Here is a 25640-nt window from a genome sequence, read left to right as displayed (position 1 = left end):
TGTTCCTTGAATAGTGGAAAGCCATTACACGAGTACCTAAGAAACCATGCAAAGGTGAACCCAAATAAACCAGCCGTCATCTTTTATGGAAGAACGCTGACATATGAGGAACTTGATGAGCTCTCGGATCGTTTTGCCCATTATCTGTATTCACAAGGGATTCGCAAGGGAGATAAAGTAGCTCTGTTTTTGCCAAACTGCCCGCAATATATCATTTGCCATTTTGGAATCCAAAAGATTGGTGCGGTTGTAGGGCCATGCAATCCGATGTTCAAGGAATGGGAGCTGGAATATGAAGTCAATGACCTTGGGGCAAAAGCCATTGTGACTTTGGATCAATTGTATCCAATCGTCGAAAAGGCAAAGTCAAATACCACCCTCCAATTGGTGATCACAACAAGCTACATAGACTTCCTCCCGGAGAAACCGATTCCCGAATTCCCTGAGGAACTGCAGGAAAAGAAATATTATTCAGAAGCAACTGATTTAGTCAGCATCCTTCATACAGGCATTGCAGATTGTCCGGATGTTGACCTAGATATTGATAATGATGTATGCCTTATCGTCTACACATCCGGTTCGACTGGTCTGCCAAAAGGTGCGATGCTCACTTACCAGAACGCACTTTACAAATCTCAAGGTGTTGCAGAAGCAAGGGGATTTCATGCCGATGATATTGCCTTATCAATAATGCCAATCTGCCATATTGCTGGCATGTTGTTTATGAATGTTAGTTTTTACACAGGTGGAACGATTGTTCTACTTAATCGCTTTACACCTGAAGCCGCGATGGATGTCATCGAACGGCATCGAGTAACAGTGGCGCAAACTGTTGTACCAATGAATGTGGCCATTATAAATCATCCTCATGCAGCCCAAATTGATTTCAGTTCACTAAGAGTCAATTCCTGTACTAGCTTTGGGATTCAATTGACAGAAGAAATCTCGAATCAGTGGAAGGCGCTGACAGGCATCGGATTATTTGAATCCGCTTATGGCTTAAGCGAAACGCATACAGGAGATTCTTTGATGTCACCAGAAGCTGTTAAATTCGGGACGACTGGAAAACCAATTCCAGGAACGAAGATTAAAATTCTTTCCCTAGATGAACCGCGTCGAGAACTTCCAATCGGTGAACAGGGCGAAATTGTGGTCAACAGTCCTGGAGTATTTAAAGGCTATTTGAATAAACCCGAAGCAACCGCCAAAACACTGCGTGAGGGCTGGGTGTATACCGGGGATATCGGCAAGTTTGATGAAGATGGTTATCTTTACTTTTTAGGGCGTATCAAAGAAATGATTAAATGTTCGGGTTATAGTGTGTTTCCGGAGGATGTCGAAATTTTATTGAACAAACATTCGGCTGTTTCTGAGTCCGCTGTAATCGGTGTACCGGACCCAATCCGCGGTGAGTCCGTTAAAGCATTCGTTGTCCTTCGTCCAGACTATGAAAACAGCATAACCCCGGAAGAGCTCATCCTATGGAGCAAAGAAAAAATGGCGGCTTACAAGTACCCCCGTCATATTGAATTCCGTGAATCCCTGCCAAAAACAGGGACGGGAAAATTGCTGCGAATAGTGCTGGCAGACCAAGAAAAAGCGAAAGTAAAGATTAATTAAGAAAGAGTAATTTCTATAGTAGAAATTTGACATAAATTAGAATGGTTTCGGCCCAAGGAGGTTATCAATGGTGGAAAAACTAATCGATTCTACTCATAAGGAGGAGAAGAACAAGATGTCATGGGAACCAGAAATTAAAGAACTGCGGCGCCGTGAAGAACTCGCCCGCCAGATGGGCGGCGAAGAACGTGTCGCGAAACATAAAGCGCAAGGGAAATTAACAGTAAGAGAAAGAATTGATGGTTTATTAGATACCGGTTCGTTCCATGAAACTGGGGCAATTGCCGGAAAGAGCAAATATGATGAGAATGGCAATGTCATAGATTTTACACCAGCGAATTTTATCTTGGGCACCGGAAGGATCAATGGCCGGAAGGTTGTTGTTGGTGCAGATGACTTCACCGTTAGAGGGGGCGCTGCAGATGGCGCTATCCGCGGCAAACAGGTATATGCGGAACGTCTGGCACATGACCTGCAGCTTCCGATTATTCGGCTGGTAGACGGAACCGGGGGCGGGGGCAGCGTGAAGTTCTTGGATATGGAGGGGCATACCTATGTTCCTGTTAATCCTGCCTGGGACTTGGTGGTAGGCAACATGGAGCGCGTGCCAGTTGTGGCTGCCTGCTTAGGCTCAGTTGCCGGACTCGGAGCAGCGAGGGTTGCCGCTTCACATTTTTCAGTGATGGTGGAGGAAACGTCCCAGTTATTCGTTGCCGGCCCGCCAGTTGTCAAATTTGGGATGGGACAGGATTTAACGAAAGAAGAACTTGGCGGTGTACAAATCCATCGTACCAGCGGCGCTGTTGACAATATGGCGAAGTCTGAGGAAGATGCCTTTGAGCAGATTCGCACTTTCCTATCCTATTTGCCATCAAGCGTATGGCAGCTTCCGCCCGTATTGCCATCAAATGATGACCCAGAGCGGCGAGAGGAACGGTTGATTTCCGTTATCCCGAAAAATCGCAGGGTTCCTTATAAAATCCGTGAAATCCTGCCAATGATTTTTGATAAGGATTCCATTTTTGAAATGGGACGGTATTACGGCGGTGGTACTCTCACTTGTTTCGCGCGTCTTGATGGATTTCCGGTTGGGGTAATGGCCAACGATCAGTTTGTCAATGGAGGCGGATTGACAGCCGAAAGCTCAGAAAAAATCGAACGATTCGTCGACCTTTGTCAAACCTTCCATTTACCAATTGTGAACTTAGTTGACCAGCCAGGCATGATCATCGGACTTCCTTCTGAGAAGAAAGGAACGATTCGCAAAGGGGTCCGCGCAATTTCAGCCATCTATCAGGCTACTGTACCGATGATGGAAATTATCCTCAGAAGAGTATTTGGTGTCGGCGGGGCAGGAATGTCTAATGGTCACGGATTAAACTTAAGATATGCCTGGCCTTCCGGTGACTGGGGATCACTCCCTGTTGAGGGTGGTGTCCATGTAGCCTATCGCCGCGAGCTTGAAGCAAGCGATAATCCTGAAGCTTTACTAAAGGAATTATTGGAACGAATGGAATCCGTACGATCCCCACTTCGAACAGCTGAAGCCTTTGGCGTGGAGGAAATCATCGATCCTAGAGACACCCGTCCATTGCTCTGTGAATGGGTCCGGGATGCCTACGAGCTGCTCCCGCAGCAATTGGGTCCTTCCAGTCACGGAATGAGACCATAATTTATAAATAGACAGATGGCATAATGGAGGAGGTTGAAGAGATGAATCAGACAGAATTATTAAATGAATTATCTTCCCGTGAGGAAGTCGTGCCCAAATGTCTTGAATATTGGGCGGAAACAGCCGGGGAGAATACCTTTATTTATTACGGGGAATCAGATAAAAAAATTTCGTATCAAAAATTCAATCAGATTGCCAATAGCATTGGCCATTCTTTAAAAGCCAGGGGAGTCCAAAAGGGGGATCGAATCTCGGTCTTTTTAAGAAACCCTCTTGTTACTACCATGGTGATGTTTGGAATTTGGAAATGCGGGGCTGTTTTTAGTCCGATTAATTTTAATTACCGCGGAAGGCTGCTCAGTTATCAGTTAAACGATACCCAGCCAAAAATACTTTTTACCGAGCGTTCAATGGTACCAATTTTAAACGAAATTGCTTCAGAAGTGGAACAGTTGTCAACCGTTGTCTTCAATCCCCAAGAAGGCGATCATGATTATATAGCGGAAATGGCGGATATCCCGTTAAATCTAGTTTTTAATGAAATTTCCTTTGACCGAATGCTGCAGGCTGAAACACATAATCTCAATATCGAGTTAAACTATTATGACATTGCCAATATCATTTATACGTCCGGAACAACAGGTCCGGCTAAAGGAGTCGTTCAGTCCCATCGATGGGTGAATGGCTATACATTAAGATTACGCTCTTGTTTGACGCAAGAGGATGTTGTTTATAACGATCTTCCGTTGTATCACGTCGGTGGTGCATTTGCCAATATTGCCAGAGCCTGTTATGGAGGATGTACGGTAGCGATCTGGGATAAATTCAGCCCTAATCAATTTTGGACGAGGATTGAAAAATCAGGGGCAAGTGTAGCAATTTTACTTGATGTCATGATCCCTTGGCTGATGAATGCAAAACCATCAGAAAACGACAGTTTCAATACCCTCAATAAAGTCCACATGCAGCCGCTGCCAAAATATCACAATGAGGTAGCCAAACGATTCGGGTTTGATATCGTCACAGCCGGGTTTGGACAGACGGAAGCTGGAGCGCCTATGTCGAGCATTATCTTGGAAACAGAAGAGGGTGAAGGTACCCCAATGCACCTTTATAAAGGGCTTTCAAGAAAGGAGATTATTGCGAATTGCGAAAAGGAGCAAGTTCCGATTATTGACGGCAAAAAAGAATTAAATAAAGGGTTCATGGGGAAACCAAACCAATATTTTGATGTCATTGTTTTGAATGAAAAAGATGAGGAGGTTCCTGTCGGGCAAGTAGGACAAATTGCCTTCCGCCCGCGTCTGCCGCATCTTGTCTTGTCCGAATATTACAACAAGCCTGAGTCGACCAAAAATGCTTTTCAAAATCTTTGGTTCCACAGCGGAGATGCCGCATATCTAGGTGAAGACGGCTTTTACTATTTCGTCGACCGCCTTGGTGGTGTGATTCGCTGCCGCGGTGAAAAAATTTCTTCCTATCAATTGGAGGATATTATCAACAGCCATCCTGATATTGATTTGTGTGCAGCCTTTCCTGTACCGGCTGAAGTCGGTGATGAAGATGACGTCGCTATTTATGTGGTGAAGAAAAATGGTGCAGAAATCGATGAAGAGGAATTAAGGATCTGGGTGAAGGATAAAATGCCAAAATATATGTGGCCGAAGCATATCCGCTTTACCCTGGACATTCCAAGGACACCGACCAACAAAATTGAAAAATATAAATTACGCCAAGAATTAATGAAGGAACTGGAGAAAGAAAAAGAAGTCGTATAACAACCCATAATAAAAAAGCATCATTTTGATGCTTTTTTATTATGGGCTGACATGTTCTTTTAAATCCGTATTTAAAGTTGTTAACACCTGTTCATTCTGAGCAGCATTTCTAACCTTCAACGTTAATATGATCCCAAAAGCGAGGCAAATGGTTGAGAAAATGAACGCTGTTCTAAAGCCGCCCAAATCTTCAATCAACCAGCCTGCGATGGTGGGTCCGACCAATTGACCGACAGCGAAATAGAATGTGACATAACTAAACGCAATCGGCATCTCAGAAGGCTTAACATAGTCCATACTCGCTGCCTGGGTTAAGGTAAAAAGACCGGTGGAGGTGCAGCTCATAATAACGATATGAAGTGTGAAGCCAAGCTGTGTAGGAAAGAGTACAGGAAGGAGCATCGAGAGCATGGTCAATCCCATTGTCAGGATTAACGATTTTCTCCGGCCGAACCTGTCAGAAACAAATCCCCAAAACGGACCACCTAAGATTGATAATACCCCGTTTAAAGCCATTAGCTGTCCTGCAAACTTGACGCTTAGTCCCGAATCTATCATATAACTCATAATAAAAATAACCTGAACAATATAGGTAAGCCCTACGACACCGTAAATCAAGCCAATATTAATGATCTTTGGATTTTTATAGATTTCCTTTGCCGGTGTCTTTTGCTGCTGATGCTCATATACAGGCTCTACAGGAGGGTTTTTAATGAAAATCATCGTTAATATGACAACCATAAGGCCGATTGCCGCATAAATCCCCCATGCCCATCTCCAGCCGGCTTCTCCATTAATACTGCTTAGATACGGAACAATCATACCGGCAAAAAGGATACCGATTCCCGCTCCACTAGTTGTTAAACCAATGACAATTCCTTTTTTCTGTGGAAACCAGGCAACGAGCAAAGTGATCAAGGGCGTAAAGGTAAACGAAGTACCAATCCCCAATAAAAGCATAAACAAAAAGGCTAACAAATATGAGTTGACTAAAGAAAGCCCAGCGAGTCCTGCTGTAACCAATGAAATACCGAGTAAAACGGTCCTTTTACTGCCCCATTTAGACGCAAGAATGCCAGCGAAAATCAGTGTGCTTAAATACCCAAGCGAGGTAGTTGTTCCTAATAAGCCAGCCTCTTTATATGACAGGTTTAATCCATCCCGCATAAATGGCAATATCACCCCATATGAAAGTCGTGCAAAAGCCAGTACGACGGCGGTTGTTAACATTCCAATCAGGGCATATGTAAGCAGATTATTTTTGTTCTTTTGCTCCATTTAGTACGCTCCTTTACATTTTTAACAATGTATTGTAATTTTTATTTTACCATTATTTCGAGTATAGAAGTATTATTATAGATTAAAAATTATAAATTTTCCCAATTTTTGCTTCATTTTAATATTACTTCAAATTTTCAAAAAACTCTATTGACTTTTCCTATTTTTCCTAAGATAATCAAAGAAATTATATTAAAAGCAAGGGACTAGTAAATTTTTGGAACGTGCAAGAGAGTGAAACCCTAAAGGCTGGAAGGTTTCTCACGGGAAGAGGTTGAACCTGCCCTAATGAATGCTGCTTATGCAAACATAAGCCGTCTAGTCCGCGTTAAGGTTTCAAGTGGGTGCATGGCATCAAATAAGGTGGTACCGCGGAAACGATTTTTCCGTCCTTTGTATAAGGGCAGAAGAATCGTTTTTTTATTTTTTCAAAAAGAAGGGTTTAAAAATGAAGAAACAATTAGTGGTAGTGAAAATTGGTAGCAGTTCTTTGACGACTCCGGCTGGGACAATTTCAGAAGAAAAAATGCGCGATCATGTGGAAGCACTTGCCCTATTAAAAAAACAAGGGCATGATGTCATCCTTATTTCATCAGGTTCAATTGCGGCCGGTTTTGGTTCTCTGGGTTATCCTGCACGTCCGAAAACAGTTGCGGGGAAGCAGGCAGCCGCTGCTGTTGGGCAGGGCCTGTTAATGCAGCAATACAACCAGATGTTTCAACAGTTTCAGATTGTACCCGCACAAATGTTATTAACTAGGGAGGATTTTTACAGCAAGGTCCGGTTTCAAAACTTATATTCCACAATGACTGAGCTGCTTCACCGAGGGATGCTGCCAATCATCAATGAAAATGATTCGGTATCTATTGATGAGCTGACATTCGGTGACAATGATATGCTTTCCGCGCTGGTCAGCGGGTTTCTTCATGCCAATGCCCTGATTATTTTAACGGATGTAAATGGTATATATGACGGGAATCCAAAAGTCTCAAAGGATGCCAAGAAATATCATTTCATCCCTGAGGTATCGGAGAAAATGCTGAAAGCGGCAGGCGGGAGCGGTTCTTCTTTGGGGACTGGCGGGATGAAATCCAAGCTTCTGGCTGCAAAAAAAGCATTGTCTCTTGGTGTTAGTGTGTTTGTCGGAACTGGTTTGGGGCCGGAAAAATTGTTAGACATTCTAGCTGGCAAAGGGGATGGAACGTATCTCGGCGGACCATTCCAAACACAAATGCAAATGAGAAAACAATGGATTGCCTATCATTCACAGGTTGGAGGAGTCATTGAAGTAGACGACGGGGCAGAACAAGCAATCGTGCAAAAAGGGAAAAGCCTGCTTCCGGTTGGGGTTACAAACGTCATTGGTGATTTTAACGCTATGGATGTGGTCGAGGTCCGGAACAAAAAGGGGAAAACCATCGGAAAAGGGCAAATTTATTTTTCCTCAAAGGATTTACAAAAGGTAAAAGGGCTGCCAAGCGAACAATCGAAGATTTATTCCATTAATAAGCGTGCAGAAGTGATTCATCGTGATAATTGGGTTATTTTACGGGAGGAGTGAATGGAATGAGTGAATTAATCGAAAAGGCAAAGCTGCTAAAGGCTGCCTCTAAGAGATTAGGGATGCTTTCAACTAGTGAGAAAAATGATGCATTAGGTCAAATGGCTGCTCGCATTGCTGAGGAAAAGGAATGGATTCTTCAGGAAAATGAAAAGGATATTTTAGCTGGCAAGGGTAATGGTCTATCTGATTCCCTTTTAGACCGCCTGCTCCTAACTTCTGAGAGAATCGATCAAATCGTTGATGGAATCCGGCAGGTTATTAGTCTCGAGGACCCTATCGGAGAAGTAATCGAATCATGGGAACGGCCAAACGGCTTGCAAATTGAAACAGTCCGTGTTCCACTTGGCGTTATTGGGATGGTTTACGAAGCACGGCCAAATGTAACGGTGGATGCGGCTAGTCTTTGCTTGAAGGCAGGGAATGCTGTCTTGTTGAGAGGAAGTTCATCCGCACTGAATTCAAATAAGGCACTTGTTCACGCCATGCGTGCTGCCTTGGCCGAAACAGCGATTCCATCGGATGCCGTGCAGTTATTGGAGGATACCAGCAGGGAAACAGCCTCAGAAATGTTTAGGCTGAATCAGTACTTGGATGTGCTCATCCCGCGCGGCGGGGCCGGCCTTATTCAATCTGTCATTCAAAATGCAACTGTACCCGTGTTGGAAACAGGCGTCGGCAACTGCCATGTATTTATTGATGAAACGGCTGAACGGGAAATGGCCATCCAGATTGCCATCAATGCAAAATTGCACCGCCCGTCCGTTTGCAACGCAGCAGAAACGATTCTAATTCATGAGAAATGGCCTTATGCTTCTGAATTATTAGACGCTCTTCATGGCCAAGGAGTAGAGCTGCGGGGGGATGAGGTATTGGCGGGAGCGAATGCTTTTGTGAAGCCTGCTGAGGAAAACGATTGGTATACTGAATTTTTAGCTCCAATTGCTGCGGTAAAGCTGGTTGGTGATGTGCGAGAAGCGATTGACCATATTGATCGATATGGAACGAAGCATTCGGAAGCGATCATTAGCGAAAATGATGATAACGTTAGTTTATTTTTCCGAGCTGTTGATGCCGCTGTACTGTATCATAACGCTTCAACCCGTTTTACCGATGGTGAGCAATTTGGCTATGGAGCTGAAATCGGCATCAGCACGCAAAAGCTGCATGCACGCGGACCGATGGGGCTTAAAGTCATCACAACATCAAAAGCAATTGTACGCGGAACTGGACAGATTCGTTCTTAAAACTCCTCAGCTTGAGGAGTTTTTTGTTATAATAAAGGTGCAAACATACATTCTGTTGTTTAAAGGCCGGTGATTCCGTGGAAGAAATCCGTATATCAGTTAGAACCCTCGTTGAATATGTCTTTCGCTGCGGCAGCATTGATTCGCGGTTTCGCTCGACATCAACGCTTATAGAGGGGACGAGAGCCCATCAAAAAATACAAAAGACATATAAGGAAGGTGATCAGAAGGAAGTCTACCTTCGTACCGAGATTCCTTTCGAAGGACTTCATTATGTTATTGATGGACGCTGCGATGGGCTGCTTTTCTATGGTGAAGAGGTAACCATCGATGAAATTAAATCATTTTCCCACCCTTTTGATGAACTAGAAGGCGAAGGCTATCCGGTCCACTGGGCACAGGCTAAAATGTATGCCTATATGTACTTGATGGATCATCAGCTAACCGAAATTGATGTTCAGCTTACATATGTCCAGGTTGATACCGAAGAAAAGAAACATATTAAAAGAAAGTACATGGCAGAGGAACTAGAGAGATTTGTCTTCGACGTTATAAAAAGCTATGCACCCTATGCAAGCTGGCAGGCAAAACACCGTTCAAAAAGGAATGAAACCAGTAAAGATTTGCGCTTTCCATTCCCATCTTACCGGGAAGGCCAGCGGAAATTAGCTGGTGCTGTTTACAAAACCATTGCAGAAGGGAAAAATCTGTTTGCCAAAGCTCCCACCGGAATCGGCAAAACCATTTCAACACTTTTTCCAGTCGTAAAGGCCATCGGAGAGGGACACATCGACAAAATCTTTTATTTAACAGCTAAAACAATTACCCGAACAACGGCTGAGGACGCATTCGCGCAAATGCACAGAAGCGGTCTATGCGTGAAAAGCGTCACGATAACGGCGAAGGACAAAGTTTGTTTTAAAGAAGAAACCAACTGCCAGAAGGAATATTGCGAGTTTGCCAATGGCTATTATGACCGGATTAATGGTGCCATTCTCGATATTTTAATGAATGAAAACGAACTGACCCGCGATGTTATTGAAGCATATGCTCGCAAACATACGGTTTGTCCATTTGAGTTTTCGATTGACCTTGCCTATGCAGCAGATGCCATCATTTGCGACTATAATTATATCTTTGATCCCCAAGTGTCTTTAAAAAGATTGTATGAAGAGCAAAAGAAATCCACGGCAATATTGGTGGATGAGGCCCATAATTTGGTTGACCGCGGCCGGGAAATGTTTTCGGCTTCGATTAATAAGGACATGTTTCTGCAAATAAAACGAGAATTCAAAGAACTGAATAAACCTATCTCTGAAATTGCCAATAAAATAAATGCCTGGTTTATTGCTTTAAAAAAAGAAAATAAGAGTGAATTTGTGTTGGAAAAGCTGGAAGAACCTTTTTCAGAACTATTGGAGGTATTCGTAACGGAAGCGGAAAAGGTTTTGGCATTAGGAAGCACCCCAACGTTATTAGATGCATACTTTCAAGTTCAATCCTTCCTGAAAATTCTCCAATTACTGGATGAGAATTATATCATCTATGGAGAGAGGAATAAAAACGACGTAATGGTCAAGTTATTTTGCATTGACCCTTCAAACCTGCTTAAGCAAATGGGGAAAGGATTTTGCTCCAAAGTATTCTTTTCGGCAACGCTTGAACCCATGTCCTATTATCAGGACATTCTTGGTGGCGAAGTAGAGGACTATAAGCTGTCAGTCAAATCCCCATTTTCCAAAGAACAGTCTGAGGTTTACATAAAACCATTATCGACAAGGTACAACGATCGGGAACAAACGGCGGGTGAAATCGCTTCATTAATACATTCTTTAACACGAAACCAACAGGGGAATTATCTAATTTTCTTTCCTTCCTATCAATACATGATGACGGTTTATGAACAGTTTCAACAGTTCAATGAAAATGCGAAATTACTTCTGCAGTCAACGGGTATGACGGAAGCACAAAAAGAAGAGTTCTTAGCTGAATTTAAACCAGATTTACAGCAAACAATAGTAGGCTTTGCCGTTCTTGGCGGCATTTTTTCCGAAGGCATTGATTTAAAAGGAGACCGGTTAAATGGGGTGGTCGTTGTAGGTGTTGGGCTACCTCAGCTATGTTTTGAACGGAATCTTATCAAGGATCATTTTTTCAAAAAAAATAAAAATGGCTATGATTATGCCTATGTTATCCCTGGGATGAACAAAGTTTTGCAGGCAGGCGGCAGGCTGATTCGCTCAGAAACGGACCAGGGTACCATCGTCCTTGTTGATGACCGGTTTCTGCAGCGGAAATATCAAGCGCTCATGCCGGAAGAATGGCTTACGTATACGATTATTTAAAGCACTTTTTGCCAGTAATGGAAAAAGTGCTTTTTTTATTGCGGAATTTTTGCAAATTTGATGACAAAATTAGAATCTTTATCATATAATTAACAAAAAGTTGCACGAGGTAAAAACTTTGAAGGTGGTGCAAGAGTGATGGATGAGCCAAAACTTGTTAAGTTGGTTAATGGTGAAAAAGGAAATATTATAAAAATTACTTCTATAAATCTAGATGGCGTCATGCGAAGAAGATTATTAGATTTAGGGTTTGTTGCGGGTGCATTGGTTGAGGTTGTTCGGAAAAGCCCGTTAGGCGACCCGATTGCTTTTCGAGTCAGTCAAACGACCATTGCCCTTCGCAAAGAGGAAAGTGCGAAAATTGAAGGGGAGCTGGTTTCAAGTGGGAAATGAATATCGAATTGCTTTGGCCGGTAATCCGAATACTGGTAAAAGCACATTGTTCAATGCCTTGACTGGTCTTAGACAGCATACAGGAAACTGGGCTGGGAAAACCGTCTCAATGGCACAGGGAAGTGTCCCGTTTAAGGATAAAGTGTTTCAATTGGTTGACTTACCGGGAACGTATTCGCTTTTTTCCAATTCCAAGGATGAAGAAGTGGCTAGAAATTACATCGTCTTTGAAAAGCCGGATGTCACTCTGGTAGTCTTAGATGCCACTTCTCTTGAGAGGAATTTGAATCTCGCCCTACAGGTATTGGAAATGACCAAGAATGTAGTTATTTGCATTAATTTGATTGATGAAGCAGAAAAACAAGGCATCAAGATTAATGAAAAATTGCTGATGAACCGTTTGGGAGTACCAGTGATAAAAATTTCTGCCCGTAATAAAATAGGTTTTCCACTGCTTTTGGATACAATTGACCGCATTATAACTGGTGCAATTGAATGCCATCCTGCACAGATGAAGTACTCGGATGAAATTGAGGAACAAATTCGAAAAATTGAACCAAAAGTCCGTGAGATGGTTGGCGACCGTATTTCGTCGCGCTGGGTATCATTACGTTTGCTTGATGGGGATGAGGCCCTATTGAATGAATTAAATAAGCGGTTCGTACCTGAAGGGGTGAGGTAAATGGACATTCAAGAGCTTTATAGTGAGGCTCAGCAGCTGTCGACGGCAAAGATGCGGGACGATATCGTTCAGCAGCTTTATGATCGAAGCCATCAATTATGCCGCGAAGGTGTTTCTTATACCAAATCCGATCGAGACCTTAGGACTGAAAAATTGGATGCCATTTTCACCTCGCCGATCCTTGGGTTTCCGATTATGATTGCCATGCTTGGTTTGGTTTTTTATATCACGATAGCAGGGGCCAACATACCTTCTGCGATGCTGGCAGAGTTCTTTGGCTCGCTTGAAAAATATATAACTAGCTTTTTTACATTTATTCATGCTCCTGAGTGGGTGAATGGGATTCTGGTTCTTGGGTTATACCGAGGCACAACTTGGGTAATCAGCGTAATGCTGCCGCCGATGGCCATCTTTTTTCCAACGTTTGCCTTATTGGAGAATTACGGCTACCTGCCGCGCGTTGCCTTTAATATGGATCGGTTATTTAAAAGGGTTGGGGCGCATGGAAAACAGTCACTTACAATGGCAATGGGATTCGGCTGTAACGCGGCAGCGGTTATTTCTACGAGAATCATAGAATCTCCTCGGGAGCGGATGCTCGCTATCCTAACTAACAATTTTGTTCCTTGTAATGGGCGCTGGGGTACGCTGATTGTTCTGTCTTCCTTGTTTATGGCAGCCAGTTATACAGGAGGAGTGAAATCCCTTGTAACAACTGGTGTCCTCATAGGAATTGTTATGTTTGGGGTTATTGTTACCTTTTTTGTCTCTTGGGTATTATCCAAAACGGCTTTAAAGGGGGTTCCAACACATTACACATTGGAGCTGCCTCCATACCGCAAGCCGAAAATTTTTGATACCGTTATTCGTTCCTCGGTGACTAAATCTTGGTCAGTTTTGGTAAGAGCAGTGAAAGTTGCCGCTCCAGCAGCAATCCTAACCTGGGTTTTTGCCAATATTTATATAGGTGACACCAGCATATTAATGTACGCCGTTCAGTTTTTAGATCCATTCGGAAAGCTGCTTGGGCTAGATGGCTATATCATGATGGCCTTTATTCTTGGGCTGCCGGCCAATGAAATTGTTTTTCCGATTTTGCTGATGGGTTATTTATCCACCGGTTCGTTAACAGAGGTTGATAGTCTAGTTGCTTTAAAAAAGATTTTAGTGGACCATGGCTGGACGTGGCTGACGGCTTTAAATATGATGTTATTCTCTTTACTGCATTATCCTTGCGGGACGACACTTCTGAATGTCTATAAAGAAACGAAAAGTAAAAAATGGACTTTCCTATCGTTCCTTATTCCGACAGCGATTGCCATTATCGTTCCGTTCGTTATTACACAAACAGTCAGAATGCTTGGCTTAATATAATGCTGTTTAAAATCCATCCTTAATGAGATAATGAATAAGGATGGATTTTTCTATTGGGAGGAATTTACGATGAGTAAAGTTGAAGTAGGCGAAATTTTTACGATTAGTGATGATGAGAACCAAGAGGGGCAAGAAGTCGAAGTTCTCGGAGTCATGACCCTTGAGGGAACCGATTATGTGGCTGTTGGATTTGTAGAGGATATCCTTGAGGCTGGCGAAGAAGATATTGATATCTTTTTCTTAAAGGTCGATGGAGATGGCGATTTTTCAGCCATTGAAAGTGACGAGGAATTTGATAAGGTTGTCGCTGCTTTTGAAGAAATGATGGAAGCGGAAGAGGAAGATGAGTAATTTTTGATTTAAAGCCTTGTTAGGGAGTTATCTGTAGTTGATAACGACCTTAACAGGGTTTTATTATTTTGTTCGGTCGATATGAAAGGCTTATAACTCCCCAATCTAGAATTTTACGAATAATTCCAGCCTTATAAATTCAGTACCAAAGACGTATCTGTTTTTGGAAAATATATGTATGAATAAAAAAATACTTGGCATAATGTTAGGGATAATAAGATTCAAAGGAGAGACAAAATGCCTATTGAAGAAGGTGCCAAGTTTCAAATTTCTCAAGGTGCACAAGGTTTCTTTAACTCCGCAGATTTATTAACGGTCATTTCAAATAATGGAGTAACCGTTCAATTTACACTGGGGGAAGGAAAGGGTTATGGGGCGATGCCCGTTGACCATATGAACTATCTCCTTAAAAGATCAAACCTGACAAAAATTCAAAATAAAAGAGCTTTATTAAGTCCAAGTGAAGGCACTGAAGAACATATTAGCTAGAAAGGAGAGGGATAAATTCTCTCTCTTTTTTATTTTACATGGGTAGGAATTTAGCTGGAAATCCAGAATATTTAATGGGATAAAATACAAAAAAGGACAGGTGAAAACTGATGAATTTAAAAAAACATCAATTAAATGAATCCACACTAGCATACATAGACGAAGGCGCTGGGAATCCTGTTGTACTTCTGCACGGTTTCTGTGGAAGTTCTCAGTATTGGGAAAAAGTAATTCCTGAGTTGGCCAAAGATTATCGTGTCATCGCTCCTGATTTGCCAGGGCATGGGCAATCTTCACCACTAAAGCCTGGATTTTCAATAGACGACCTCGCACAAAAAATTAAAGAATTATTAGATGCGTTAAACATTGAGAAGGTGTCGATGTTTGGCCACTCCCTAGGCGGATACATTACCCTGGCATTCGCTGAAAAATACAACACACATTTAACCGGATTTTCCCTTGTACACTCTACTGCCTTCCCGGATTCAGATGAAGCGAAAAAGGGAAGAGAGGCAGGCGTTACAAAAATAAAGGACGAAGGCATTCATACTTTTATTGATGGGTTGGTTCCGAAGCTTTTCTCCCCAGAACACCTAAATGAAAGCTATGTAGAAAAAGCAAAACAAATTGGCTGCACCACTTCACCACAAGGGGCAATGGATACGCTTTTAGCGATGAAAAATCGCCCTGACCGCAATCATGTATTACAAAATACCGAAGTACCCGTCATATTAATTGCGGGAGAGCAGGATCAAATTGTCCCAGTTGAAAAAACTTTTTCAGTTTCAAGAACAAACATCAAGCAAGCTATAATAAAAAATGCCGGACATATGAGTATGTATGAAAATCCAGATGAGCTTATAAAACTTATCACGACATTTTCTTGACAATTTCGACAATTCGGTAATACTTAAAGTTAGATATATATTTTTACAGGAGAGAGGAGTTACGTATGAAATTACTAACCTTTAAAAAAGACAATGAAGTCAGGCTTGGTGTGAAGACAGACAATGGCATCCTTGACCTAAATAAAGCTGGGCTTGATTTCACTCTCGAAGATTTAGTAAAAAATGAAAACGAACTGTCAATTGTGAAAGAAACCATCAATAGCACGGACTCAGAACACTACTTAAGTGAGGCAGAAATCGAATTTCTACCGCCATTACTGAATCCGGAAAAAATTATATGTGTGGGCCTGAATTATCAAAGCCACGTAGAGGAAGCAAAGCTGGTAAATGTACCTGAGAACCCTGTTTTATTTAGTAAATTTAACAATGCTTTAGCAGCACACAGTGAAAATATCCCACTGCCTAAAGTTGGGGGAAAATTTGATTTCGAAGCAGAGCTTGTTATGGTGATAGGGAAAGAGGCAAAGGATGTATCAGAAGAGGAAGCTCTATCCTATGTTTTCGGCTATACAGCAGGAAATGATTTATCTGTCCGCGACCTCCAATTTTTGACCGGCCAGTGGCTGATTGGGAAATCACCAGACGGATTTGCTCCGATAGGACCGTATGTTGTCCCAGCGGAAGAGGTCGATCCATTCAATTTAAACATTGAATGTAAAGTAAACAGTGAGGTCCGCCAATCATCTAATACGAAACATATGATATTTAATTGTGCAAAAATCGTAAGCTACATATCCAAGCATATGACCTTAAGACCTGGAGATTTAGTTTTCACCGGAACACCTGAAGGAGTCATTTTGGGATTGCCGGAGAATGAGCAGGTATGGTTGAAGCCTGGTGATGAAATGGAAGTCACGATTGAGAATATTGGGACATTAAGGAACGTCTTAGTTTAATCCATTTATATTACTGAAAGAGCAAACCTCAAGATTTTATGATCCTGAGGTTTGTTTTTTAATAAATGCCATTATGTTCAGAATCAGTATAAGTTGCAATCAGGATGACTGCTTTTTGATCTCCGATATTTTTAACAAAATGCGGGACACTCGCATTCCAGCTAAAGGAATCGCCTTCCTCTAACATGTAGGAGTCTTCGCCTTGCTCAGCAAGGACCTTGCCTTCCAAGACTAAATGTGATTCTTCACCCTCATGGGCATTTGCTTCCCCCATTGATGCTCCGGGTGGAAATTCCACACTCATCAATCTCAATCCGCCAATTGATGCGATATGCTCGATTTTCAACTCATTAAAAGAGGAGTAGGTCCGCTCATTTTTTTTGACAACTCGCATGTGCTGTTTTTTCTCTAATAATAAATAAGGTAATGGGATTTCTAAATAATTAGCAATCGTTTGCAAAGTATTTATCGATGGAGAGGTGTTATTATTTTCAACATTGCTAATAAATCCTTTTGAAAGACCAGTGCCATCACACATTTGGGCAATCGTTATTTTTTTCCTGTTTCGGATGGCGCGAATTTTCGATCCAATATCCAAGTTTTCCACCTCTAACGTTTTCTTATATAGAACTTATTTATATATTAGCAAAAAAATAATTGACAATCCATATAATCTGTTGTTATCTTATAAATAACAAAAGTTCATATTAAGAAACACGTTTATTTTTTTGTATTAAAGTTTTCTTATATGAATCTTTATTTATTATTTAAATACATCGACTCTCAATTCTTTGGGATTAGTATTTACGTCTATAGATAACCTATAGATAGCAATAATTTATTTTTATAGAAAGGGTGATGGCATTGAAATCATCATTGACTTACTCACTTCTTAAGCCTGAGCAAGTTGATCCCGATAAATCCTATCCTGCCTTATTTTTTATGCATGGAATGGGCAGTAATGAACAAGATTTACTGCCATTGGTTGCCGGTTTGGAAGAGAAATTTTTCATTTTTAGTATCCGTGGTCCGCTAGTGCAGCCACCTGGCTTCGCGTTTTTTACGATTGAAGGCTTTGGAAAACCGCACCGCCATGTTTTTGATGAGACAGTAGGGATGATCTCCAATTTTATTGATGATGTTTTGGCGGAATATCCGGTAGATCCAAATCAACTGTATTTGGCCGGTTTTAGTCAGGGAGCAATTCTTTCGATGTCCCTCGCAATTAAACTAGGTAACCGTATTAAAGGCATTGCCGCTTTAAGTGGGTACATTCCTGGATTTGTGAAAGAAGAATATGAAAAAAACCCGTTAGATGAACTATCGTTGTTTATATCCCACGGTGAATTTGACCAGATTCTACCATACCAATGGGGTCTTGAAAACGAGGAATACTTTAGAAGTTTAGGAGCAAAAGTTAATTTCCACACGTATCCGGCGGGCCATACTGTCACATTAAAAAATCAACAAGATTTTACAAAATGGTTAGTAAACAAACTAGAAAAATAAACATAATAGGAGAGATGAGAAAATGTTAAAAAAATACGAGGTAAGTACATTCATTTTACGTGTAGTTTTAGGAGCAACGTTCTTTGTCCACGGATTGGTAAAATTTCAAGGTGGAATCGAAAATATTGCCGGTTGGTTTGCAAGTATTGGTCTGCCAGGTTTCATGGCATACGGTGTAGGGCTATTAGAAGTAGTCGGGGGGATCGCCTTAATTGTCGGATTTGGAAGCAGAATCGTTTCCGTTTTATTTGTATTGTTAATGGCTGGTGCCATTTTTAAAGTAAAATTAGCAGGGGGCTTTTTGGGTAATGGGCAAGGTGCAGGTTATGAATTAGAACTAGCGTTTCTGGCCATGTCATTATTAATTGCCATCAATGACAGCAAGTTGTTAGCTCTGGACCAACTATTATTTAATAAAGAAAAGAAAGAAACTAATATTAGAAAAGCGGCTTAATTAAAGGAGGAATAATAATGCTTCCATCATTATTTATCGCACATGGCGCTCCATTACTGGCGATTGAAAACAATGAATACACACAGTTTTTAAATCAATTAGGAAAAAATCTTCCTCGTCCTAAAGCTATTGTCATTTTTTCAGCCCATTGGGAATCCCGTCTGCAAAAAGTAAGTGATGTTGATCAATACAGTACCATTTATGATTTTGGAGGATTTCCTCCTGAATTATATACGATTCAATATCCTGCACAGGGAAATCATGAACTTTCGAAAGAAATAATGGATCTGTTTGCTGCAAATGAGGTACCGTTTGAAACCGAAATGCAGCGCGGCCTCGATCATGGTTCATGGGTTGTCCTTCGGATGCTGTATCCGAACGCTGATATTCCTGTTATTGCGATGTCGGTCAATTCCCGCCTGTCGCCTGAGGAACAGTATAAAATCGGCAAAACCTTGACCGGGCTACGAGAAAAAGATATCTTAATCATCGCCAGCGGGGGAACTTCGCATAACTTAAGAGCCGTCAATTGGGCAGATAGCGGAGTGGACCAATGGGCTCTTGAATTTGAAGACTGGCTTGCCTACCATCTGAACCATTGGGATCTAGACTCATTATTCCATTATGATACCTTAGCTCCAAATGCGGAATATGCCGTTCCTCCGTATGGAAGAGAACACTTTATCCCGCTGTTTTACGCAATGGGTGCCGCCGACAATGTGAAAAAAGCAGCCTTACTGCACCGCAGCTTCCGATATGGAAACTTGACACATAGTGTTTGGCAATTTGGATAATTGTTTATAGATTCCAATTCATTTTATAAGCCGACAGCGAAATGACTATACATTTAGTCCATTGCACTGTCGGCTTTGGTATTATATAGAAAGGTATACATATCAGTTTTTTGGAGGAATGTCTGTATGGCGAAGACAATTTTCACAAACGGAAAAATCTATACACTGGATGAACTGGAGCCTTTGGTTGAGGCAGTTGTAGTTGAGAATGGAAGAATTGTTGATGTGGGTTCTCATGCTGAAATGACCCTTCAATGGGGAAGAGATGGGTCTCGTGTTGTTGATTTGCAAGGAAGGACGGTGACTCCCGGACTGATTGACAGTCATCTGCATCTTTCTGGTGTGGCCTTTAATTTCTTAGATCTTGATTTAACGGGGGTCAAATCAAAACAAGAAATGCTTGATAAGCTCCGTTCAAAAGCAAACAGCGTTCCACCTGGAAAATGGCTGGTCGGAATGGGTTGGGATGAGAATTTGTTTACCGAAGGAGGAATTCCGACTCTTGAAGAACTGGATTATGCAGCACCGCATTGTCCAATTTATTTAAAACGGATTTGCCACCACGCCTTTCTAGTAAACAGTAAGGCTCTTGAAGTGTCTGCTTACGACCCTACCATTGAGGTTCCCGCCGGGGGAACGGTTGTATTAGATCCTATTACGAAAAAACCGACAGGAATGATTTTGGAATCGGCATCTAAACTATTTACCAAACACATTCCGGATAAAAGCTATGAAGAGTTAAAAAGCGGTTTAGAGAAGGCAATGAACTTTGCTGTGAAAAAAGGGTTAACAAGTGTTCACACGAATGATCCAGCCTTTTTTGGCGGATTTGAGCAAACCTATAGAATGTATGATGAATTAATTAATCAGGAAGGAAAGGCCTTACGCTGCAATCTATTGATCGATTATCCTTACCTTCAGGCTTTGAAAGCGAAGGGAATGTATGCCGGTTACGGGAATGAGAAATTGAAAATCGGCTCTATTAAAATATTCGCAGACGGCGCTTTTGGCAGAAGAACGGCGCTATTATCCGAGCAATATCATGATAAACCTGATGCGTATGGGGATGCAATGCTTAGCCAAGAAAAACTATATGAGATCGTGAAAAACGCAAGGGATCATGGCATGCCAATTGCGGTACATACCATTGGTGATCAAGCATTGGAAAATGTTCTAGATGTGCTTGAGCAATTCCCGTCGGTCGAGTATCGTGACCGGATTATCCATGTTTCTTTAGTTAGGCCGGATTTGATTAAAAGACTGGCGGTACCGAGCCGGATTGCCGACATTCAACCGAGATTTGTGGTCGGTGATTATCCATGGATTAAGGAAAGATTAGGGGAGAAGCGGGAGCAGTATTTGTACGCTTGGAAATCGCTGCTTGCGGCAGGTGTCATATGTGCGGGTGGTTCTGATGCACCAGTCGAACCTGTGGATCCACTGTTAGGCATTCACGCTGCCGTTACCCGCAGAGCACCATGGGATTCCCATGAAGGCTGGAATGTGGGAGAAAAGCTATCTATACAGGAAGCTGTGAGATTGTTTACGGTTGGTGGTGCCTACGCTACCAACGAAGAAACTTTAAAAGGAACAATTTCTAGAGGAAAGCTGGCGGATATGACAGTTTACTCGAAAAATCTATTCCAACTTGAAGACCCGGATGAACTGCTGCAAACTTCGGTTGAAATGACTATTATTGATGGAGAAATACAATAAAATTAAATTAATTCCTTCCCAATAAATGAAATTGGGAAGGAATTATAAACCCCTATTCATATTTTGGTGCAGAACCCATAAAGAATCCATCAATGAAAGTTGCCATCATAATTTTGCCATCTTGATCTATAAAAGGTACCCCTACAATTGTAATTCCATAAGAATTATGTACGAGTACTTCAGTGTTATTTATCCCTCTCCAGTTATCTCCATCCTTAATAATAGAAAGTTTTGCATTTTTAAATTCCTGACTGCTGATTAAATTAGCAATTATTTTGTTTTTTTGTGCCCCGTAAATAGGAGTAACATCATGACAAGTACAATCTTCATCTTCCGCTGCTTTTACAGGATTACCGGGTGCAGCAAAAAGTGAAAGAGCAATAAATCCACCACAAATAAGGGCTAACATTTTTTTCTTCATACTTTTTTCCTCCTTTAATTAAACTCTGTACTATCATTCTGTTTATTTCGACAATCTCCTCCATAATACCCGGTAATATTTTTGAAAAACACCAAATATATGCCGAAATTGTGTCAGTTGCCCTAAAAGTTGTCAATTTATCCTAAATAAGGTCTAATAGAATTAGTATTTTTGTATCGTAAAGGGGAATCATGTGTGGGGTTTTTTGCAGGTGTTTTAGTCATCTATAATTTACTATTGTTCTATATCGGCTGGAATGGCTGGAAATGGATGAAAACATTTATTATAGAAAAAAAGCGGGCAAGGTTTTTCTACTGGCTGATCCTTGTTTTTGTTGCCTATACATTTGTCTACGCCAGGTTTTTGGATGACAGTGCCATCTTTACATGGCTTGGCGGGATTTGGCTAGGGATTTTTTATTATTCGGTTCTACTGCTTCCATTTGTGAATCTTTTTGTATTTTTAACACGGTTTACCCGTATTCAAAAAGAAAAGGTTGTAAAATGGTCCGGTTTTACCACTGTATTAATTATTTCAGGATTATTTACATTAGGCTTATACAATGCCTTTACTCCTGTCGTAAGAACCTATGAAATCAACATTCCGAAGCATGTGGAGGGGGTAAAAAGTCTTAACATTGTCATGGCATCCGACATGCATTTTAGTGAAATGTCGGGGGCGAACCATGCTAAAAACCTCGTTAAGCACATCAATGCCTTGAAACCTGACCTTGTGCTGTTCCCAGGGGATATTATTGATGATGATGTGGATCCTTTTCTCGATAAAGGAATTCCGGATATTTTGAAAAAGATAAAGGCACCGGTATATGCCTCTATGGGGAATCATGACCGGGAGGACCCTGGGATTGATCTGATTAAAATTTTTAATAACAGTGGTATGAGGCTAATGGCAGATGAAGTAATTATTTTAGATAATGGGATTACCTTGGTTGGCAGGAAAGACCGCGGTTATCAGGATGTGGTTAGGATGAAGCTTTCCGATTTAATGAAACAGGTTGATTTATCAAAGCCGGTTATTCTCCTTGACCACCAGCCGTATGATTTGGATGTTGCCGAAAATAATGGAGTAGACCTGATGGTGTCCGGACATACTCACCGTGGACAATTGTTTCCAGCTAATTTGATAACAAATAAGATTTATGAAAATGATTGGGGCTACCTTAAAAAAGGACAGCTACATTCAATTGTCACGTCCGGATATGGGTTCTGGGGAACGCCCCTAAGAATCGGTACTCAGTCTGAAATTGTTCAATTAAAAGTAGAGTTTAATCAATGAAATGAGGGCCAAGTTGGTTCTTTTTTTATTGTCTATTGGATGGCAGGATTTAATTAAAAATATATTAAACCTAAATGTCAAGCAATATGAAAATATTACCATATTACTTGACACTTTTCTTTTTCATAGATTAATATGTAAGCGCATACACTTTTTCTATATGCCTATTTTTCTGAACAATAGAATAGGGAGGGAACATTGTTGAATATTAGTGAAGTTTTGTTTCAAACGGCAAAAGAAATGCCCAATCATGCTGCTATTGTATTTCGGAACGAGAAAATTACCTATCAGGAGTTAGCCGATAAGGTGAAGGAAAAAGCAGCAGGACTTCGAAAGTATGGAATTACAAACGGTTCCCATGTCGGTCTCATGATGGCCAATAAGCCGGAGTATGTAATTGCCTATTTTTCCTTGCTAGCAATTGGTGCCACTGTGATTCCTCTTAATCCTACCTTCAAAGAAAATGAAATAACCTATATTCTAAATGATTCCGATGCTGTTGCCCTTATTGTTGATGAAATTGGCCTTGGTGAAGTTCAAAAGGCTCACAAATCTCTCTCGTCAGTAAAATCTATCTTCACCTTAACCGAAACAGAAGCTTATGTCGCGTGGGAGGAAGTCTCCGGTAAACCAGCAGATTTCTATATTGAACCAAAAAATCAATATGATAATGCCCAAATAATTTATACTTCAGGAACAACTGGCAAGCCGAAAGGGGCATTGATTACGCACGGAAATCTGGGATGGATGTCAGAAACGAGTGCTGACCTTTTGGAGCTAACAAAGGAAGACCGGGTTCTTGTCGTTCTCCCATTATTTCATGCGTATGCAAAGCTACAGGGCTTACTTATCTGTGTGTTAAGAGGGGCTACGATCTACTTAGAAGAACGCTTTATTCCAGATGTTATCCTACAGAAGCTTGCAGACAACCAAATTTCCATTTTCCTCGGTGTTCCTACCATGTACACAATGTTTATCCATTCTCCAAAAATAAAAGAATTAGATTTTTCCAGCCTCAGACTTGCGGGTTCAGGCGGAGCCAGTCTCCCCGTTGAAATTCTAGAAAAAGTGGAGGAGGAAATGGGTGTACAAATCGGCGAAGGCTATGGCCAGACCGAAAGCACTGTCATGATTAGCTGTTTCCCTAGCAATATTGAAAAAGTTCCAGGGTCAGTCGGGGTACCCGTTCCTGGTCTCGAGCTGCAAATAGTCGATCCGAATGGCAGGGAAGTCCCTGTTAACGAAGTCGGGGAAATTATTTTTAAAGGGCCTAACGGCATGAAAGGCTATTATAAAAAGGAAGAAGCAACGAACGAGACGATAAAAGAAGGCTGGGTTTATACGGGAGACCTGGGCAGGAGGGATGAGCGAGGATACCTTTATATTGTTGACCGCAAAAAGGACATGATTATCCGCGGCGGCTACAATGTCTATCCACGTGAAATAGAGGAGGTTCTTTATACTCACCCAAATATTGTAGAGTGCGCGGTAGTTGGCGAATCAGACCCTGTTTTTGGAGAAGAAGTAGCTGCTTACGTTGTGACGAAATCGGAAATCACACCAGACGAGATCACTAGTTTCTGTAAACAGCAGCTGGCTCATTACAAGATTCCTAGAAAAATATATTTTATGAAAGAACTTCCTAAAACAACAACTGGAAAGATTCTTAAAACACCATTAAAAAAGAAATAAATCTCCAACAGTTTGTTCTTTTTTCGATAGGACAAAGAATATCTTTTAAGGTAAATACTTACAAATTGATAGGTTAAAGCTTGGGAGGGAATCTATTTGAGAGCTGCACAAATTATTGAGCAAAGACAGCCATTAAGAATCGGAAATGTAGTTGATCCAACACCAGGTCCACATGATGTGATTGTAAAGGTAGAGGCAAGCGGTGTATGCCGGAGTGACTGGCATGCGTGGATGGGAGACTGGGCATGGCTTGGCCTGAGTCCAGTGCTGCCAATTATACCAGGTCACGAATTTGGGGGAGTTGTTGAAGCCGTCGGAAAAGAAGTAAAAAACTTCAGGCCAGGCGACCGGGTGACGGCACCGTTTCATGAAGGCTGTTCACACTGCTCAAGCTGCTTGAGCGGACATTCTAACCGCTGTGACAATCTGCAAATTTTTGGGTTCGCCCATGATGGTGCCTATGCGGAATATGTAAAGGTTCCGAATGGTGATTTTAATCTGGTCCCGCTTCCAGATGAGGTCGATACAGTTACGGCTGCTGCGATTGGCTGCCGCTACATGACGGGCTTTCATGGTGTGGTGCGTGCCAACTTGAAGCCAGGAAATTTCCTGGTGGTCCACGGGGCAGGCGGTGTAGGGTTGTCGTCAGTTCAGGTTGGAAATGCTATTGGAGCCCAAGTCATTGCGGTAGATGTGGATGATGCCAAATTGGAAATGGCCCGAAAAGAAGGTGCGGTTGCTACGGTGAATGCTCGAAATGAGAATGTGGTGACAGCTGTAAAGGAAATCACCAGGGGCGGTGCCCATGCATCTATTGAAGCGCTGGGAATTCAGGAAACGATCCTTAATTCTGTCCTTTGCCTACGAAAGGGCGGCCGCCATGTGCAAATTGGCTTAACAACCCATAACGAACAAGGAATTGCCGGCCTTCCAATTGATGCAATCACGGCAATGGAATTAGAAATCGTCGGAAGCCTTGGGAATCCACGGTCGGAGTACGATGGATTATTGTCAATGATTGCCCAAGGCAAATTAAATCCACGTTCCTTGGTATCTAGGGAGATTGCGCTAGACCAAGTGAATGACGTCCTCAATGATATGACTAATTTTAAAACATATGGTTTTAATGTCATTACAAAATTTAAATAAGCATTGATTTCGAAT

General features: G+C 41.7%; 23 protein-coding genes. 20 read left to right on the top strand and 3 right to left on the bottom strand.

Translation table 11 applies throughout. The annotated features are described in order from the left end of the window. Positions 1-6: 6 nt before the first annotated feature. From ACFPA1_RS06395 to ACFPA1_RS06385, 3 genes are all read left to right on the top strand, one after another. Positions 7-1620, top strand: coding sequence for an AMP-binding protein (locus ACFPA1_RS06395; RefSeq protein WP_378581752.1), 1614 nt, complete (start codon positions 7-9; stop codon positions 1618-1620). Between the two features lie 67 nt (positions 1621-1687). Next, complete coding sequence (locus tag ACFPA1_RS06390) at positions 1688-3292, top strand: acyl-CoA carboxylase subunit beta (protein ID WP_378581751.1); 1605 nt, start codon at positions 1688-1690, stop codon at positions 3290-3292. Between the two features lie 41 nt (positions 3293-3333). Next, positions 3334-5070 (top strand): AMP-binding protein, encoded by a 1737-nt coding sequence (locus ACFPA1_RS06385; RefSeq protein ID WP_378581750.1) that lies wholly within the window; start codon positions 3334-3336, stop codon positions 5068-5070. A gap of 39 nt (positions 5071-5109) precedes the next feature. On the opposite strand, the gene ACFPA1_RS06380 is transcribed toward ACFPA1_RS06385, so the two are convergent. Then, positions 5110-6348, bottom strand: a complete 1239-nt coding sequence (locus ACFPA1_RS06380) for an MFS transporter (protein WP_378581749.1) — start codon at positions 6346-6348, stop codon at positions 5110-5112. 448 nt (positions 6349-6796) lie between these two features. Between ACFPA1_RS06380 and proB the strand changes: the two genes are divergently transcribed. The 10 genes from proB to ACFPA1_RS06330 all read left to right on the top strand — a co-directional run bounded on the left by proB (position 6797) and on the right by ACFPA1_RS06330 (position 16594). After that, positions 6797-7909, top strand: coding sequence for a glutamate 5-kinase (gene proB, locus ACFPA1_RS06375; RefSeq protein ID WP_378581748.1), 1113 nt, complete (start codon positions 6797-6799; stop codon positions 7907-7909). 5 nt (positions 7910-7914) lie between these two features. Further along, positions 7915-9156: a glutamate-5-semialdehyde dehydrogenase gene (locus tag ACFPA1_RS06370; RefSeq protein WP_378581747.1), complete on the top strand. Its 1242-nt coding sequence runs from the start codon at positions 7915-7917 to the stop codon at positions 9154-9156. 77 nt (positions 9157-9233) lie between these two features. Further along, positions 9234-11501, top strand: coding sequence for an ATP-dependent DNA helicase (locus ACFPA1_RS06365; protein ID WP_213140019.1), 2268 nt, complete (start codon positions 9234-9236; stop codon positions 11499-11501). A gap of 138 nt (positions 11502-11639) precedes the next feature. Then, positions 11640-11894, top strand: a complete 255-nt coding sequence (locus ACFPA1_RS06360) for a FeoA family protein (RefSeq protein ID WP_213115601.1) — start codon at positions 11640-11642, stop codon at positions 11892-11894. Continuing rightward, positions 11884-12576 (top strand): FeoB small GTPase domain-containing protein, encoded by a 693-nt coding sequence (locus tag ACFPA1_RS06355; protein WP_213140020.1) that lies wholly within the window; start codon positions 11884-11886, stop codon positions 12574-12576. The genes ACFPA1_RS06360 and ACFPA1_RS06355 overlap by 11 nt, the downstream gene beginning before the upstream one ends. Next, a complete protein-coding gene (locus ACFPA1_RS06350; RefSeq protein WP_378581746.1) occupies positions 12577-13950 on the top strand; it encodes a nucleoside recognition domain-containing protein in 1374 nt (457 codons plus the stop codon). 69 nt (positions 13951-14019) lie between these two features. Continuing rightward, complete coding sequence (locus ACFPA1_RS06345) at positions 14020-14301, top strand: DUF1292 domain-containing protein (protein ID WP_378581745.1); 282 nt, start codon at positions 14020-14022, stop codon at positions 14299-14301. A 237-nt stretch (positions 14302-14538) separates the two neighbouring features. After that, positions 14539-14790: a hypothetical protein gene (locus ACFPA1_RS06340; protein ID WP_213115605.1), complete on the top strand. Its 252-nt coding sequence runs from the start codon at positions 14539-14541 to the stop codon at positions 14788-14790. A 110-nt stretch (positions 14791-14900) separates the two neighbouring features. After that, positions 14901-15677, top strand: coding sequence for an alpha/beta fold hydrolase (locus tag ACFPA1_RS06335; RefSeq protein ID WP_378581744.1), 777 nt, complete (start codon positions 14901-14903; stop codon positions 15675-15677). 65 nt (positions 15678-15742) lie between these two features. Further along, on the top strand, positions 15743-16594 hold the full coding sequence (locus ACFPA1_RS06330; RefSeq protein ID WP_378581743.1) for a fumarylacetoacetate hydrolase family protein: 852 nt from the start codon (positions 15743-15745) through the stop codon (positions 16592-16594). A 58-nt stretch (positions 16595-16652) separates the two neighbouring features. On the opposite strand, the gene ACFPA1_RS06325 is transcribed toward ACFPA1_RS06330, so the two are convergent. Then, positions 16653-17192 (bottom strand): helix-turn-helix domain-containing protein, encoded by a 540-nt coding sequence (locus ACFPA1_RS06325; protein ID WP_378581742.1) that lies wholly within the window; start codon positions 17190-17192, stop codon positions 16653-16655. A 260-nt stretch (positions 17193-17452) separates the two neighbouring features. Here ACFPA1_RS06325 and ACFPA1_RS06320 point away from each other — a divergent pair, with 260 nt between their 5' ends. The 4 genes from ACFPA1_RS06320 to ACFPA1_RS06305 all read left to right on the top strand — a co-directional run bounded on the left by ACFPA1_RS06320 (position 17453) and on the right by ACFPA1_RS06305 (position 21067). Beyond that, a complete protein-coding gene (locus tag ACFPA1_RS06320; RefSeq protein ID WP_378581741.1) occupies positions 17453-18103 on the top strand; it encodes an alpha/beta hydrolase in 651 nt (216 codons plus the stop codon). Positions 18104-18125: 22 nt separating this feature from the next. Next, positions 18126-18557, top strand: a complete 432-nt coding sequence (locus ACFPA1_RS06315; RefSeq protein WP_378581740.1) for a DoxX family protein — start codon at positions 18126-18128, stop codon at positions 18555-18557. 17 nt (positions 18558-18574) lie between these two features. After that, complete coding sequence (locus ACFPA1_RS06310; RefSeq protein WP_378581739.1) at positions 18575-19351, top strand: DODA-type extradiol aromatic ring-opening family dioxygenase; 777 nt, start codon at positions 18575-18577, stop codon at positions 19349-19351. Between the two features lie 126 nt (positions 19352-19477). Then, positions 19478-21067, top strand: a complete 1590-nt coding sequence (locus ACFPA1_RS06305) for an amidohydrolase (RefSeq protein ID WP_378581738.1) — start codon at positions 19478-19480, stop codon at positions 21065-21067. A 52-nt stretch (positions 21068-21119) separates the two neighbouring features. Here ACFPA1_RS06305 and ACFPA1_RS06300 read toward each other — a convergent pair whose 3' ends face one another. Continuing rightward, positions 21120-21488: a hypothetical protein gene (locus ACFPA1_RS06300; RefSeq protein ID WP_378581737.1), complete on the bottom strand. Its 369-nt coding sequence runs from the start codon at positions 21486-21488 to the stop codon at positions 21120-21122. 195 nt (positions 21489-21683) lie between these two features. On the opposite strand from ACFPA1_RS06300, the gene ACFPA1_RS06295 reads away from it, so the two are divergent. From ACFPA1_RS06295 to ACFPA1_RS06285, 3 genes are all read left to right on the top strand, one after another. After that, entirely contained in the window at positions 21684-22784 is a 1101-nt protein-coding gene (locus ACFPA1_RS06295; RefSeq protein ID WP_378581736.1) for a metallophosphoesterase, read from the top strand. Positions 22785-22985: 201 nt separating this feature from the next. Further along, the gene (locus ACFPA1_RS06290; RefSeq protein WP_378581735.1) at positions 22986-24476 is read left to right on the top strand and encodes a long-chain-fatty-acid--CoA ligase; all 1491 of its coding nucleotides are present in this window, start codon (positions 22986-22988) and stop codon (positions 24474-24476) included. A gap of 96 nt (positions 24477-24572) precedes the next feature. Continuing rightward, positions 24573-25625 (top strand): zinc-dependent alcohol dehydrogenase family protein, encoded by a 1053-nt coding sequence (locus ACFPA1_RS06285; protein WP_213140032.1) that lies wholly within the window; start codon positions 24573-24575, stop codon positions 25623-25625. Positions 25626-25640: the final 15 nt, after the last annotated feature.

It is taken from the genome of Neobacillus sp. GCM10023253 (assembly GCF_042653105.1).
GTDB classification, from domain to species: domain Bacteria; phylum Bacillota; class Bacilli; order Bacillales; family Cytobacillaceae; genus Neobacillus; species Neobacillus citreus.
The sequence above is the reverse complement of the archived record's forward strand: the minus strand, read 5'-3'. Positions and strand labels throughout refer to the sequence as shown.